This window comes from Sphingomonas soli NBRC 100801 (assembly GCF_001591025.1).
GTDB classification, from domain to species: Bacteria; Pseudomonadota; Alphaproteobacteria; order Sphingomonadales; family Sphingomonadaceae; genus Sphingomonas; species Sphingomonas soli.
Map to the genome: position 1 here is coordinate 69,475 of NZ_BCTZ01000016.1, position 14,577 is coordinate 84,051.

The 14,577-nt window shown below is 65.0% G+C and carries 16 protein-coding genes; 7 read left to right on the forward strand and 9 right to left on the reverse strand.

Going from position 1 to position 14,577, the window contains the following annotated elements:
* Positions 1-57: 57 nt before the first annotated feature.
* The 8 genes from SSO01S_RS12805 to coxB all read right to left on the reverse strand — a co-directional run bounded on the left by SSO01S_RS12805 (position 58) and on the right by coxB (position 6,791).
* Positions 58-681 (reverse strand): SURF1 family protein, encoded by a 624-nt coding sequence (locus SSO01S_RS12805; protein ID WP_066799311.1) that lies wholly within the window; start codon positions 679-681, stop codon positions 58-60.
* Positions 681-1,085, reverse strand: a complete 405-nt coding sequence (locus tag SSO01S_RS12810; protein ID WP_174520790.1) for a DUF983 domain-containing protein — start codon at positions 1,083-1,085, stop codon at positions 681-683. Before SSO01S_RS12810 ends, SSO01S_RS12805 begins: the two co-directional genes overlap by 1 nt.
* On the reverse strand, positions 1,086-1,967 hold the full coding sequence (locus tag SSO01S_RS12815; RefSeq protein WP_066799313.1) for a cytochrome c oxidase subunit 3: 882 nt from the start codon (positions 1,965-1,967) through the stop codon (positions 1,086-1,088).
* 35 nt (positions 1,968-2,002) lie between these two features.
* Entirely contained in the window at positions 2,003-2,539 is a 537-nt protein-coding gene (locus tag SSO01S_RS12820; protein ID WP_066799315.1) for a cytochrome c oxidase assembly protein, read from the reverse strand.
* A complete protein-coding gene (locus SSO01S_RS17760; protein WP_169798355.1) occupies positions 2,536-2,673 on the reverse strand; it encodes a cytochrome c oxidase system small membrane protein in 138 nt (45 codons plus the stop codon). Before SSO01S_RS17760 ends, SSO01S_RS12820 begins: the two co-directional genes overlap by 4 nt.
* Positions 2,670-3,575, reverse strand: a complete 906-nt coding sequence (locus SSO01S_RS12825; protein ID WP_066799317.1) for a heme o synthase — start codon at positions 3,573-3,575, stop codon at positions 2,670-2,672. Before SSO01S_RS12825 ends, SSO01S_RS17760 begins: the two co-directional genes overlap by 4 nt.
* A 429-nt stretch (positions 3,576-4,004) precedes the next feature.
* Entirely contained in the window at positions 4,005-5,675 is a 1,671-nt protein-coding gene (gene ctaD, locus SSO01S_RS12830) for a cytochrome c oxidase subunit I (protein ID WP_066799319.1), read from the reverse strand.
* A 3-nt stretch (positions 5,676-5,678) separates the two neighbouring features.
* Entirely contained in the window at positions 5,679-6,791 is a 1,113-nt protein-coding gene (coxB, locus tag SSO01S_RS12835) for a cytochrome c oxidase subunit II (RefSeq protein ID WP_066799321.1), read from the reverse strand.
* 173 nt (positions 6,792-6,964) lie between these two features.
* On the opposite strand from coxB, the gene pyrE reads away from it, so the two are divergent.
* From pyrE to SSO01S_RS12870, 7 genes are all read left to right on the forward strand, one after another.
* Positions 6,965-7,546: an orotate phosphoribosyltransferase gene (gene pyrE, locus SSO01S_RS12840; protein WP_066799323.1), complete on the forward strand. Its 582-nt coding sequence runs from the start codon at positions 6,965-6,967 to the stop codon at positions 7,544-7,546.
* Complete coding sequence (locus SSO01S_RS12845) at positions 7,543-8,274, forward strand: pyridoxine 5'-phosphate synthase (RefSeq protein WP_066799326.1); 732 nt, start codon at positions 7,543-7,545, stop codon at positions 8,272-8,274. The genes pyrE and SSO01S_RS12845 overlap by 4 nt, the downstream gene beginning before the upstream one ends.
* A 110-nt stretch (positions 8,275-8,384) precedes the next feature.
* A complete protein-coding gene (gene acpS / locus SSO01S_RS12850; protein WP_066799328.1) occupies positions 8,385-8,789 on the forward strand; it encodes a holo-ACP synthase in 405 nt (134 codons plus the stop codon).
* Complete coding sequence (lepB, locus tag SSO01S_RS12855) at positions 8,789-9,634, forward strand: signal peptidase I (protein ID WP_066799330.1); 846 nt, start codon at positions 8,789-8,791, stop codon at positions 9,632-9,634. Before acpS ends, lepB begins: the two co-directional genes overlap by 1 nt.
* The gene (locus tag SSO01S_RS12860) at positions 9,631-10,758 is read left to right on the forward strand and encodes an AI-2E family transporter (RefSeq protein ID WP_066799332.1); all 1,128 of its coding nucleotides are present in this window, start codon (positions 9,631-9,633) and stop codon (positions 10,756-10,758) included. The genes lepB and SSO01S_RS12860 overlap by 4 nt, the downstream gene beginning before the upstream one ends.
* A complete protein-coding gene (maiA, locus tag SSO01S_RS12865; protein ID WP_066799430.1) occupies positions 10,758-11,378 on the forward strand; it encodes a maleylacetoacetate isomerase in 621 nt (206 codons plus the stop codon). Before SSO01S_RS12860 ends, maiA begins: the two co-directional genes overlap by 1 nt.
* Positions 11,375-13,378: a TonB-dependent receptor gene (locus tag SSO01S_RS12870; RefSeq protein ID WP_066799432.1), complete on the forward strand. Its 2,004-nt coding sequence runs from the start codon at positions 11,375-11,377 to the stop codon at positions 13,376-13,378. The genes maiA and SSO01S_RS12870 overlap by 4 nt, the downstream gene beginning before the upstream one ends.
* Here the strand turns inward: SSO01S_RS12870 and SSO01S_RS12875 are convergent.
* The gene (locus SSO01S_RS12875) at positions 13,346-14,449 is read right to left on the reverse strand and encodes a glycosyltransferase (RefSeq protein ID WP_066799334.1); all 1,104 of its coding nucleotides are present in this window, start codon (positions 14,447-14,449) and stop codon (positions 13,346-13,348) included. The two genes, SSO01S_RS12870 and SSO01S_RS12875, sit on opposite strands and share 33 nt — an antisense overlap.
* Between the last annotated feature and the right edge of the window lie 128 nt (positions 14,450-14,577).

Consider the following 14,577-nt stretch of genomic DNA (forward strand, 5'->3'; position numbering starts at 1 on the left):
AAGCGGAGCTTTAGGTCTGTGCCACTGTCGCGCTTCAGGGCGCCGCCGCGCCTGCACTCATGGCTGGGGCGGGCCCGCCTTGCGTTCGCCCCAGACGAGTGCGAGTACATAGATCACCGCTGCCACCAGCGCGAACAGGAACCATTGCACGCCATACGCGAGATGGTTGTTCGGCACGCTGGAAATATCGGGCGTACCGTTCGGCGTGAGGCCGGGCGCCGGCGTGTCGGAGATCAGGATCAAACGCTTGGGCGTGCGATCGAACAGGCTGGCGAACATCGAGCGGCTGTCGGGCGCGTGGCTTATCCTGCCCCGGACCTCTCCGCCCTTCCAAACTGGCTTGGCACCGGGATCGCGCGTCGTGCCCAGTTGCACGAGCATGCCCGGCCCTTCGAGCCCGCCGGTGCGGCACTCGACGATGAAGCGGAATCCGGCATTGCCCGCGCCGGTCAACTGGCTCGATACGGGTTCCACGCAAAAGCCCGACGCCTTGCGAAACAGCAGCGAATCATCGGGGAAGCGGGGAAAGGCGATTTCGGGCAGCGACGGATTGGCGGCCAGCTGGGCGAGCTGGGCTTCCTTCTGCGGTAGCCGGATCGCCAGTTGCCATACGCCGAGCGCAATCATCACGGCGATGGCGAGGCCGACGATGATGGTAGGGATCAGGGGAAAGCGCGGCATCAGTCTGGATCCTTCAGCCGGGCTTCTTCCGCGCGGTTGCGATATTCGAGCGCGAGTAACAGCCCCTTGGCGAAACGCAGGCTGACCAGAACGAGCGCCAGCGTCAGCGGGATCCACAGCAAGGCGTGGATGAGCACGCCGGGCTCGAACGTGAATTCCACCCAGAGCGCCAGCATGACGATCAGCGCGCCGATACCGAGCGTCATGAACACGACAGGCCCGTCGCCTACGTTGAACCGCGAGAAATTGAGTCCGCAGGACGGGCATTCATCGGCAAAGGCGGTGAAGCTCCTGAACAGCGTTTTCGCGCCGCAGCGCGGGCAGCTTCCGCGGAGCCCGGAATCAACAGGGGGAGGCAGTGCGTGACTGCCTCCCCCCGCTTTCTGGTTCGTGTCTCCGGACACTTAGCCGTGGACCGCAGCGCCCCAGCCGCCCCACACATAGATGGAGGCGAAGAGGAACAGCCACACCACGTCGACGAAGTGCCAATACCAGGCGGCGGCTTCGAAGCCGAAATGCTGGCGGGGGGTGAAGTCGTTCTTGTACACGCGCACCAGGTTCACGATCAGGAAGATCGTGCCGACGAGCACGTGGAAGCCGTGGAAGCCGGTCGCCATGAAGAAGGCGCCGCCATAGCTGCTCCCGCCATCGCTCGTCGCCTTGAAGGGGAAGGGAGCTTCCAAATACTCATAGGCCTGGATGGCCGAGAAGGTGATACCGAGCAGGATCGTCAGCCACAGGCCCTTCTTCACGCCGTCATTCTCGCCGACGCCGAGCAGACCCCACAGGCCCTTGAGCGCGCCGCCGCGCTGGTTGTGGATCAGCGCATGGTGCGACCAGGTGATCGTGCAGCCCGAGCAGAGCAGGATCAGCGTGTTGAGCAGCGGAAGCTTCCAGGCGTCGAGCACTTCCATACCCTTGGGAGGCCAGACGCCGCCCACCGCTTCCACCGTCGACGGGAAGAGTGCGAAATCGAACCAGGCCCAGAACCAGCCTACGAAGAACATGACCTCGGAGGCGATGAACAGGATCATGCCGTAGCGAAGGTGAAGCTGCACCACCGGCGTGTGATCGCCGGCATGGGCTTCCTGGATCACCTGGCCCCACCAGCCGAAAAAGGTGATCACGACGGCCGCGACGCCGGCGAAGAAGACCAAATTGGCGGCGGGCATCGAGTGCATCCACATGATGCCCCCTGCCGCGAGCACAAGCGCGGACATCGCACCGAACAGCGGCCAGGCGCTGGGCGGCAGGATATGATAATCGTGGTTCTTGGCACCGGACATCGGCTATTCCCTGTTACCCTAGTTTTGTTGCGGCTCTAGCTCGCAGTTTTGCCGGAATCTACCGGATAAAATGTGTAGGAGAGCGTGATTTCCTGAACGTCCTTCGTATCGGGGTCGTTCAGGATGGCCGGATCGACATAGAAGATCACCGGCATGCGCATCGTCTGCCCGGGATCCAGCGTCTGCTGGGTGAAGCAGAAGCACTCGATCTTGTTGAAATATTTGCCCGCCACGGTGGGCGTCACGTTGAACGTGGCGGTGCCGGTGATCGGCTTGTCGCTGGTGTTGGTCGCGGTGAAGAAAGCCATGTCGCGCCCGCCGACATCGATCGTATCAGCGCGGCGCTCGGGCGCGAACTTCCACGGCATGCCCTTGCCGACATTGCTGTCGAACGCGACCGTGATCTTCTCGCCGGTGGTTCCCGGCGCCAGCGTGCCCCGCTGGGTCGTTCCGTTCAGTCCCGTGACTTCACAGAACATCCGGTAAAGTGGCACCGACGCGAAGCCCATCCCGGTCATCGTGCAAACCCCGACCCCTGCAAGGATCGCAGTGCGTAAATTCCGGCTGATCATCCACCTAACCCCAATTTTATCTTCACGATCGAGATGGCGAAGACCAGAATCACGAACGCACCGAGCAGCACTGCCATCAGCCGCGCGCGCGAGCGCTGGCGGGTGCGGATAAGGGTCGCTTCTTCGTCGGTCATGCAAACCACCTGTCGGCGACCAGCGCGCCGAAAATAAGGAACAGATAGAAAATCGAGTATTTGAACAATTGCTTCTCGGGCTTCATCGCATCGCCGGGGGCCGAGGTTCGCAGCGCGACGCGGACCGCGAGCGCGAGGAACACGGCGTTCAGCACCAGCGCCGAGACCCCGTAAATGGGTCCGAGCAGCCCGAGCGGCCAGGGCAGGATCGCAGCGGCGACCATCGGCAGCGTGTAGAGGCCGATCTGGGTGCGCGTCGTGCGCTCGCCGGCCACGACGGGGAGCATAGGCACCCCGGCATTGGCGTAATCGGTCTTCACGAACAGAGCGAGCGCCCAGAAATGCGGCGGCGTCCACAAGAAGATGATCCCGAACAGCAGGATCGGCAGCAGCGTGATGTCGCCCGTGGCGGCAGCCCAGCCGATCATCGGCGGGAAAGCCCCGGCCGCGCCGCCGATCACGATGTTCTGCGGGGTCCGCCGCTTGAGCCAGATCGTATAGATGAAGACGTAGAACAGGATCGACGCGGCCAGGATCAGCGTGGCTGCCAGGTTGATCGCGAAATACATCAGCACCAGGCTGAAGCATGCCAGCCCGACGCCGAAGTGGAGCGCCGACTGGCGATCCATCCGGCCGGCGGGAAGCGGCCGGCCCTGGGTGCGCTTCATCTTCGAATCGATATCGGCTTCGTACCATTGGTTCAGAGCGCCCGCCGCGCCCGCGCCCAGCGTGGTGCAGAGGATCGCGGTGAAGCCCAGGATCGGATGGATTGGAACCGGCGCTGCCAGCATGCCGCAAAGCGCCGTGAAGACCACCAGCACCATCACGCGCGGCTTGGTCAGCGCGAGCAGGTCGCGCCAATCGGCGGGAAGGCTGGTGGCGGGGGCAGTCGTCGTGGTCATGATTGCGGGCGCTATAGGCGTACGCGGCCCCGGGGGAAAGGGCGGGGTGCCATTCGTCTCCGCCGCCGCTGCCGTGATCGCCATTTTTGCGCACACTGTAGCGATTCGGGCACGGCCCGGGTTGCCCGGCGATGCGGGCCGAACTGTCGGGCTGGTGGAACGCCGCATCGATGGGCCGATAAGCGGGGGATGCACGCGTCCGCCGGGCCTGGCGCCGCCGCGGAGACCGGAGCGCCGCCGATGGGAGTCAAACGACGCCCCGGTCGAGGCTCAAGCGGGGTGCCGCGTGCCTCTGGCGATGCCATTGCATCCAAAACGGACGGAAGCAACCGGCAGCATGGCCGCGCTGCGCCCCGCATGTTCCGAAAACGGAAAACGCCCCGGAGTTTCCCCCGGGGCGTTTCGATGCTGCGGCCTTCCGGCCTGGGCTTAGTGGTGCGAATCGCTGTCGATCACCGGCAGCGTCTCGAACTGGTGGAACGGCGGCGGGCTCGAAAGCGTCCATTCGAGCGTCGTGGCGCCCTCGCCCCACGGATTGCCCTCTGCCTTCTTGCCTGCAACCAGCGACCAGATGACGTTCGCGAAGAAGATCAGCACGCCGGCGAACATGATCATGTAGCCATAGGTCGCGATCTCGTTCCAATGCGCATAGGCGTCCGGATAATCGGGATAACGGCGCGGCATGCCCTGCAGGCCCAGGAAGTGCATCGGGAAGAACATCACGTTCACGCCGATGAAGAACACCCAGAAGTGCAGCTGGCCGAGGAACTCGTTGTACATCTTCCCGAACATTTTCGGGAACCAGTAGTAGAAACCGGCGAACAGCGAGAACACAGCGCCCAGCGAGAGCACGTAGTGGAAGTGCGCCACCACATAATAGGTGTCCTGCATGTAATCGTCGACGCCACCGTTCGCGAGCACCACGCCGGTCACGCCGCCGACGGTGAACATGAAGATGAAGCCCAGCGACCACAGCATCGGCGTCTTGAAGCTCATTGAGCCGCCCCACATGGTGGCGATCCACGAGAAGATCTTAACCCCGGTGGGCACCGCGATCACCATCGTCGCGGCGGTGAAGTACATCTTCACGCTGACCGACAGGCCGGTGGTGAACATGTGGTGCGCCCAGACGATGAAGCCGACCACGCCGATCGCGACCATGGCATAGGCCATGCCGAGATAGCCGAACACCGGCTTGCGGCTGAACGTTGCCACGATCTGGCTGATCATGCCGAAGCCCGGCAGGATCATGATGTACACTTCGGGGTGGCCGAAGAACCAGAACAGGTGCTGGTACAGGATCGGATCGCCGCCATATTGCGGATCGTAGAATGCGGTGCCGAAGTTACGGTCGGTCAGCAGCATCGTGATCGCGGCTGCGAGCACCGGCAGCGAGAGCAGCAGCAGGAAGGCGGTGATCAGCACCGACCATACGAACAGTGGCATCTTGTGCAGGGTCATGCCCGGCGCGCGCATGTTGAAGATGGTGGTGATGAAGTTGATCGCGCCCAGGATCGAGCTGGCGCCTGCAAGGTGGAGCGACAGGATCGCCATATCCACCGACGGCCCGGGCTCGCCATAGGTCGAGAGCGGCGCATAGACCGTCCAGCCCGTACCCGCGCCCACGCCGACGAAGGGCGATGCGAGCAGCAGCACGAAGGCCGGAATCAGCAGCCAGAACGAGATGTTGTTCATGCGCGGGAACGCCATGTCCGGCGCACCGATCATGATCGGGACGAACCAGTTGCCGAAGCCACCGATCATCGCGGGCATGACCATGAAGAACACCATGATCAGGCCGTGGGCGGTGATCAGCACGTTCCAGAAGTGCAGCGCCTCGTCAAAGGTCGCCGAACCATGGAGCGCGGCTGCCCATTCCGGCAGATACTGAATGCCGGGGTGCATCAGCTCGGCGCGCATCAGGCCCGAAATGCCGCCGCCGATGATGCCGGCGACGATCGCGAAGATCAAATAGAGGGTGCCGATATCTTTGTGGTTCGTCGACATGAACCAGCGAGCGAAAAAGCCCGGCTTGTGATCGGCGTCGTGGTGTTCGTGCGCATCGTGATGGCCGTGCGCATCCAGGGTCGTGGTGCTCATGTCTTAGTTTCCTGCGCCGGAATTGGTCACCGCGTTGCCCGGGGCACTCGCGTTGATCACCGGCTCCGTGCCGTTGGCGGGGAGGGCGGCGTCGCCGGCTGCGTTGCCGGCGGGTGCTTCTGCGGTCGTCGATTCGGCCTCGGGAGCGGGCATCTTGCCGCCCTTCGATGCGACCCACTGCGCGAACACTTCAGGCGAAACCGCCTCGACCGTGATCGGCATATAGGCATGGCGCGCGCCGCACAGTTCGGAGCACTGGCCGAAATAGACGCCGGGCTTCTCGATGATGAAGCTGGTTTCGTTGATACGGCCCGGTACCGCGTCGAGCTTGATCCAGAAAGCGGGGATCGCCCAGCTGTGGATCACGTCCTGCGCGGTGGTCAGCAGCCGGATAGGAACGCCGACGGGAAGCACGACGCGCTGGTCGGTCGCCAGCAGGCGGGGACCGTCCACATCGGTGCGATAGCGCGTACCGGCGGGAACCTCGTCCTTTTCCTTCAGCATGTTGGAAGTCAGCTGAATGCCGCCATGGTCCGGATATTCGTAGCTCCAGAACCACTGGTTGCCGATTGCCTTCAGCGTCACGGCTTCCTTCGGAGCGGGCTTAAACTGGGCTGCGAGCAGCTTGATCGAGGGGATCGCGATCGCGACCAGGATCAGCACCGGCACGAGCGTCCAGACGATCTCGATCGCGGTGTTGTGGCTGGTCTTCGACGGCACCGGATTGGCGGTGCGGCGATAGCGGATGATCACCCAGATCAGCAGCACCAGCACCAGGATGCAGATTGCCACGATCACCGGCATCAGCACCCAATCGTGGAACCAGTGCGCGGTGGCGCCGTTCGGCGTCACCTGCGACTGGAGGCCGTATACCCCGTTAACCGGCTGGCCGACGCCCGCGACCGGACCGGTCTTGTGCGCCCCTGACGCATCGAGCGTCGGGTCTGCAACCGCAGCAGCCGACGCATTGTCCGTCGCCGGAGCGGCGCTGTTATCCGTCACGGCAGCGGCCGTGGCGGGAGCCGCAGGCGCTGCGGCAGCCTCCTGTGCGGCGGCGGGCGCGGCAAACGCCAGCCCTGCCGCCAGGAGAATCGAAGTCAACCCAAGCATGCGCATCGTCTATTATCACCCTGTTCGCGAGCAGCGCCGAGCAGGGGCCGAAAAACTGCCCCATGTGACAGGGGCCTATACGCCGCGTGGCCCCATTCTCAACCCTTTTTGCGCGTGGTTGCGATAGGGCGGCCCCAGTCCTAAAGGTTGCCGCCCGCACGACAGCCAAGGAAGCTACATTGAACGGCGACGCGATTTTGGACGAATTCCGGGACGCGGGAGCGCTGCTCGAAGGGCATTTCATCCTATCCTCCGGGCTGCGTTCGCCGGTGTTTCTGCAGAAGATGCGGATCTTCGAGGATCCGGTGCGCAGCGAGCGCGTGTGCTCGGCGCTGGGCAAGCTGATCCGCGAATCATTTGGCCAGGTCGATCTGGTCGTATCGCCTGCTATCGGCGGGATTGTTCCCGGATATGAGACTGCGCGCGCGCTGGGCTGCAAGGCGCTGTTCGTCGAGCGCGAGGCTGGCGAGTTCCAGCTTCGCCGCGGCTTCGAGATTCCGGAAGGCGCGCGAATCGTGATGGTCGAGGATATCGTGACGACGGGCCTGTCTTCGCGCGAATGCATCGCGGCGATCCGCAAACATCCCGGCGTCCTGCTTGGCGCGGCATGCATCGTCGACCGGTCGAACGGCAAGGCCGATGTCGGCGTACCTTTGGTGTCCTTGCTCAAGCTCGACGTGCCTGCCTATCCGGCTGATCAGCTTCCCCCCGAGCTTGCCGCAATTCCCGCGGTCAAGCCGGGTAGCCGGGCGCTGGCGTGAGCGGGAAGCTCCGCCTGGGCGTGAATATCGATCACGTCGCAACCGTCAGGAACGCGCGCGGATCGGGCTATCCCGATCCGGTCCGCGCGGCCTTGCTCGCGGTTGAAGCAGGCGCCGATGGCATCACCGCGCATCTGCGCGAGGATCGCCGCCACATCACTGACGACGACATCGCGCGATTGGTTGCCGAACTGACCGTGCCGCTCAATCTCGAAATGGCCGCGACCGATGAGATGCTGGGCATTGCACTCAGGCATCGCCCGCATGCGGTGTGCATCGTCCCCGAAAAGCGCGAGGAACGCACCACCGAGGGTGGGCTAGACGCGGCGGGCCAGCATAATCACTTGGCCCCGATGGTCGCGCAATTGCTCGATGCCGGCTGCCGCGTCTCGCTCTTCATCGAGCCCGATGCGCGCCAGATCGATGCCGCGCTCCGCCTGCGCGCGCCGGTCGTCGAGCTCCACACCGGCCGCTATTGCGAGCTGGCCGAGGACGCCCGCGCCGAAGAGCTGAAGCGCATCGCCGATGCAGCCGCGCTCGCCGCCAAGGCCGGGCTCGAGCCGCATGCCGGGCACGGCCTGACCTTCGACAATGTCGTGCCGATTGCTGCGATCCCGCAGGTGATGGAATTGAACATCGGCCATTTCCTGATCGGCGAGGCGATCTTCGACGGGCTGACCCCGGTGATCCGCCGGATGCGTGCGCTGATGGATGAGGCGCGCGGGTGAGCGAGCCCCATTCCGTCATCCCAGCGAAGGCTGGGATCTCTCCGTTTCGGAGCACGCGCTTGCTGCACGAGACCCCGGCCTTCGCCGGGGCGACGCGCTAAGGGGGCGTCGTGATCATCGGCACCGGCTCGGACCTCTGCAATATCGAGCGGATTCAGAACTCGCTGGATCGTTTCGGGACACGATTCGAGCAGCGCATCTTTACCGAGGTGGAACTCGCCAAGGCCGCCCGGCGCCCGCATACAAAGGCGGGAACCCTCGCCAAGCGCTTCGCCGCCAAGGAAGCTTATTCGAAAGCGGTGGGAACCGGGTTCAAGGCTGGCGTGTTCATGAAGGATATCGGGGTGGTAAATTCGCCCTCCGGTGCTCCCACGCTCGCGCTTACCGGCGGAGCCAAGGCAAGGCTTGACGCTCTGATCCCCGAAGGCCACGTCGCTAAGCTGCATTTAACCCTAACCGACGATCATCCCTGGGCTTTCGCCATGGTGATCATCGAAGCGGTGAAAGGCGAATAATGGCCGCGGAAGGGGTTACGTTGGAGCATTGGGGCGATGAGGAAGAGGCGCGGCCGCGCACCGACTGGTGGGCGGAACTGCGCGGCATCCTCTGGCTCATCCTCGCGGTGCTCGGCTTCCACAGCCTGATCGCGAAGCCATTCTACATTCCCAGCGAATCCATGATGCCTGGCCTGCTTGTCGGCGACCGGCTGGTCGTGACTAAATATCCCTATGGCTATTCGTTCGTCACCCCCACCTTCCACTTGCTGCCCTTCATGCATGGCCGGGTCCTCGGCAAATTGCCGGAGCGCGGGGACGTTGTGATCGTCACGCCGCCGGGAACCACGACCGACTATATCAAGCGCGTCATCGGCCTGCCGGGCGATCGTCTCGCGGTACGGGGCGGGGTGATCTATCTGAACGGCGTGGCGGTACCGCGCCGCGCGATGGGCACCCGTGATATTCCGGTGGACGCCAACACCCGGTGCGAGGACAGCCGTGGGTTCGTCGGCGGCAAGCCGGTCTGCCGTGTCGCCATCTATCGCGAAACGCTCCCCAACGGCCGTTCCTATGACACGATCGACAAGGGTGTGAGCGTGGGCGACAATTACCCCGAGATACGCGTGCCCAAGGACCGTGTCTTCCTGATGGGCGACAATCGAGACAATTCGGCGGACAGCCGCTATTCGCTCGCCAATCAGGGGCTGGGCGGACCGGTGCCGTGGGAAAATATTGGCGGGCGGGCCGAGTTCATCACGTTCAGCCTGGATGGCAGCGCGACCTGGAATCCGCTGACCTGGGGCAATTCCTTCCGAGCGGGCCGCGCCGGCACGTCACTGCATCCGCAGCGGGACGATAAATGAGCGATCTCGCCAAAGCCGAATCGGTCGATGTCGTCCAGGAACCGGGGCCGAACGAGATGCGCGATCCGGCGATTCGCGCCGAATTGAAGCGCGCTTCCGTGTGGTTCGGGCTGGCCATCGGGGTGGCGCTGATCGTGCTGCTCGTCCAGCCGCTGCTGATCATCTTTGGCGGGCTGGTCTTTGCGTCGATGCTCGACGGCGGCGTGCGTCTGCTCGGCCGTGTGCTGCCCATCCCGCGCGGGCTTCGCCTGGTGATTGTCGTGGTGCTTGTCATCGCGTTCATTTCTGGCGTTTTCTATCTCACCGGCGTTCAAATCGCCCAGCAGGCAGAGCAGTTGCGCGCCACGCTGACCGCGCAGTTCAACCGGGCGACCGGCTGGCTCGATTCGCTGGGCGTGATGCCGGGCCGCTTCGATCTTACCGGCATCGCGCAACAGGCGCTGGGTTCCGTCGGGCGGCTGACCTCGGCGGTGGGGTCGGTGCTGGGTGCGGGCGCGAGCCTGTTGATGGTGATGACGATCGGGCTTTTTGTCGCGATCGAGCCGCGTCTCTATGAGCGCGGCCTGCAATGGATGGTGCCGATCGAGCAACGTGACCAATTCTCAGTCACGATCGCGCGGATGGCACGCACACTGCGGGTGCTGCTCGCGGGGCGGCTCGCGGGAATGCTGTTCGAAGGCGTACTCACCTGGATCCTGCTTTCGATCGCGGGCGTGCCCATGGCGCTGCTGCTCGGCATCATCACCGGCATCCTGGCCTTCATCCCCAATATCGGCGCGTTCATATCAGGCGTGCTGATGGTCGCGGTGGGCTTCAGCGCCGGGCCCGATCAGGGCTTCTGGGCGATCGTGATCTATTTTGCGGTGCAGACCTTTGACGGCTATGTGCTGATTCCGCTGGTCGCCAAGCATACGGTGGACCTGCCTCCCGCGCTGACGCTGTCGGCGCAGATCCTTGCCAGCACATTGTTTGGCGTGATGGGGCTCGCGCTTGCCGATCCGATGGTCGCGCTGATCAAGGTCGCGCTTGAAAGCGAGGCTGAGCGCGCGGCGCAGGCGAGCGACGGCAAGAGCCGGCGATGGCGCAAGCCGCCCGCCGGAAACGCGGCGCCGGACGAGCCGTGATGCTGCTCTATGATTATTTCCGCTCCTCCGCCGCCTACCGCGTTCGGATCGCGCTCAACCTGAAGGGCGTGGACTATCAGCGGCAGGAAGTGATGCTGCTGGAAAATCAGCAGCGTTTGCCCGAGCATCTCGCCCGTAACCCGCAGGGGCTGGTACCCGCGCTCGAGGTGGATGGCTTGGTGCTGACGCAGAGCCTCGCGATCATTGAGTGGCTCGATGCGCGCTACCCCGAGCCGCGCCTGATCCCTGCCGCTCCCGAAGCGCGCGCGCATGCGATGGCGCAGGCGATGGTGATCGCGATGGACGTGCACCCGCTCAACAATTTGCGGGTGATGCGACGGCTCAAGGCGATGGGCGTGGATGAAGATGCGCGGAACGATTGGACGCGGCATTGGATCGCGGAGGGCTTCGCCGCACTGGAAGCGATGGCGGGCGAGGGGCCTTTTCTGGGCGGGAATGCGCCGGGGATCGGCGACCTGTTCCTGATTCCCCAGATGTTCAACGCACGCCGGTTCGATACGTCGCTGGAGGGCTTTCCGCGCCTTGTCGCGATCGACGCCGCGGCGTGCGCGCTTCCGGCCTTCGCGGCGGCGCACCCGGACGCCGTCGCTCCCCGATGAGGCTCTTGGGGCTGGCGGGCATGCTGTTCGCCGTGCCTGCCCTGGCCCAACAGACCCCGCCCGATCCGGACGAGATTGTCGTGACGGGGCATGGCCTGACCCCGCCGCCGGGCGACGCGGTGTATGCCGTGGTCACGATCCCGCGCGAGCGGCTGACCGGCACTGCCAGCGGCCGTCTGGAGGATGCACTTCGCGATACGGCGGGGCTCGCGCAGTTCCGCCGTTCCGATTCACGGTCGGCGCACCCGACCAGCCAGGGCGTCACGTTGCGAGGGTTGGGCGGTAACGCTTCCAGCCGCGCGCTGCTCCTCCTCGATGGCGTACCGCAGTCCGATCCCTTTGGCGGCTGGGTAGCGTTCCCAGCCTATCTTCCCGAACGGCTGGGCTCCGCCCGCGTGATACGCGGCGGCGGCAGCGGCTATGCCGGGCCGGGTGCGCTTGCCGGGACGACCGAACTAGCAAGCGCGTCCCCTGCCGAACTGGGCCGACTACAGGCCAGCGCAGCCTATGGCAGCCGCGAAGGGCTGGACGCGCGGGCCGTGGCGGCAATCCAGTTCGGCACTGGTTTCGCCACGGTCGCCGGCCAATATGCCCGCGGCGATGGATTCATCCCCATCGCCACCGGCCAGCGCGGCCTCGCCGATCGCGCCGCGCCCTATTCGCAGGCAAGCCTTGCGCTTCGCAGCGTTATCGATCTCGGCGGTGCGGAATTGCAGACCAGCCTTTCGGGTTTCAGTGATCACCGCGGCCGGGGCATCGCCTTCACGCAGGTGCAGAGCGAAGGCGTGGATGCGAGCGTCCGGGTGGTCGGGCGAACCTGGTCTGCGCTGGCCTATCTCCAGACGCGCGGCTTCTCGAGCGGCTTTGCCAGCATCGACGATGCGCGCAGCGCAGCGACCGCGACGCTCGACCAATATAATGTGCCAGCCACCGGAATGGGCGGACGGTTGGAGATTGAGCCCGGGATCGGCGCGGGCGTCACGCTGCGGCTGGGCGGCGACGTCCGCCGGGTATCGGGCAGGACGCAGGAATTGTTCAGCTATGTCGCGGGGCAACCCACCCGGAGGCGGGTCGCCGGCGGCGAGAGCACGACGCTGGGAGCCTTTGCTGACGCCAGCTTCGTATCGGACGATCTGACGCTCAGTGCAGGGGGGCGTCTCGATCATTGGAGCATCGCCCGTGGTGCGCTCGCAGAGCGGCCGCTGGCGGCGGGCGTGGCCACCGAAACGCGGTTTGCGGATCGCCGGGGCTGGCAGGCGACCGGCCGGATCGGTGCGGCCTATGCGTTCGGTCCGGTCAGCCTGCGCGCAGCCGCATATAGAGGCTGGCGATTACCCACGCTCAACGAACTCTACCGCCCGTTCCGCGCCGGGGCTGACGCAACCGCGGCCAATGCTGCGCTGAACCCCGAGCGGCTGACGGGGATAGAGGCGGGTGTCGACTGGCGGCCGCTTCCCGCGCTCAGCCTGCGCACGACATTCTACTGGAACCGGCTGACCGACGGCATTGCCAATGTGTTCTTCGCCAGGGGGCCGGGCACTTTCGCTCAGGTTGGCTTCGTCTCGGCGGCGGGAGTCTATCGCCAGCGCCGGAACCTGCCCCGGCTCGATGCGCGCGGGATCGAGTTCGACGCGCGATACGAGGCGGGCAAATTCAGCGTGGTCGCCTCTTACGCATATGTCGATTCACGCGTAGGCGCGCTTCAGCCCGCGCAGACAGCCGCGCATCATGCGAGCGCAACGTTTGGTTGGGACGGGCTTTCGCTCACCGCGCGCTATGACGGCCCGCAATATGAAGACGACCAGAATCTGCGCAGGTTGAAGGGGGCAGTCACACTGGACGCAGCTGCCCAGCTGCCCGTCACCCGCGAACTCGCCATAGAGGTGCGCGCCGAGAATGTGACGGATGCACGGATCGAGGCGGGGATCAGCGGTCCCGGCGTGATCGAGCGCGCGTCTCCGCGCACCTTATGGCTGGGACTGCGCCTGCGGCTGCGTTAGCGAATCGAACAGCGCGAGATATTCGGCCACCGGATCGCCAGCTGGGATGACCGGCGCTGGGCGTGCGCGCCCTGGGGCCAGCCAATGGTCGAGCGCCGCGACCAGTCCCGTGGCATCCTCGCGATTGATCACGGTCCCCAAATCCGGAGACGTCACGATTTCACGCACGGCAACGCTCGATTCGGTCGTGACCACCGGGGTTCCGACCGACAGCGCCTCGCGCAGCACGCCCGGCACGCCTTCATAGTCCGAAGTCAGCACCGCCAGCGCCGCGCCTTGCAGAGCGGGCAGGGGATCGCCGGCATGTCCCGGCATCGACACGCGGCCGCCCAGTCCCAAAGCCGCCACCTGCGCCTCCAGCGCGCCTCGCGCCGTGCCTTCGCCGAGCAGGAGCAATTTGATCTCCTGATCCGCGAGGCGGGGCAGCGCATGCAACAGCCTGTCCCAGCGCTTCTGCGGCTCCAGTCTTCCCACGCCAATGATATAGCGCCCCTCCGGCAACGCCACCGGGGCCGCCCCGGTCCGCGCCGTAGCGGGCGGGTTGGCGATCACATGGACGCGGCTTGCCGGCATGCGCATCTCGGCGATCGCCTCCGACGCCATGGCGGGAGTCATCGCCACGACTGCGTCCAGGAAGCGCGGATGTAGCCGCAGCCAGCACCGGTATCCCCATTCTGCAGCCGGGCTCAATTCGGGCCGCACCAGCGCATTAGATACCTTTGCGACAATTGGGGGGCTCTGCGCGCCCAGTCGCAGCCGGGTTAGCGCTGCGATGCCGCTATAATGATTGCCGGGGCAGAAGATCACGTCCGGCCGCACCTCGCGAACATGATCGGCGAGCGAGAAAAGCGCGGAATGCTTCGCGTTCCCCAGTTCGCGAAGCTCGATCCCTTCGGGGATTTCCGCCGCCAGCGGGCCTTCGCGGCTGCCGAGCACCAGCGTTACCCGCCGCCCGGCCTTTAGCCAGCCATCCGCCATGCGCAGCATCGCGCGCTCCACGCCGCCGCCCTGCAGCCTCTGGGCATAGGTCAGGATCATCTGTGCAGATTTGGAATAGGTGCGGTGCAACATAATCTCTTGCGGAACGCCTTGCGAGTGCCCAAATCGCATCCGTAATAAACCCGTTCCAGTTATCATTACGGCGCTTTGTCGCATTTTGAGAGCAACTCGTTTGCGACGCGGTGGAAACAAAACGAAAT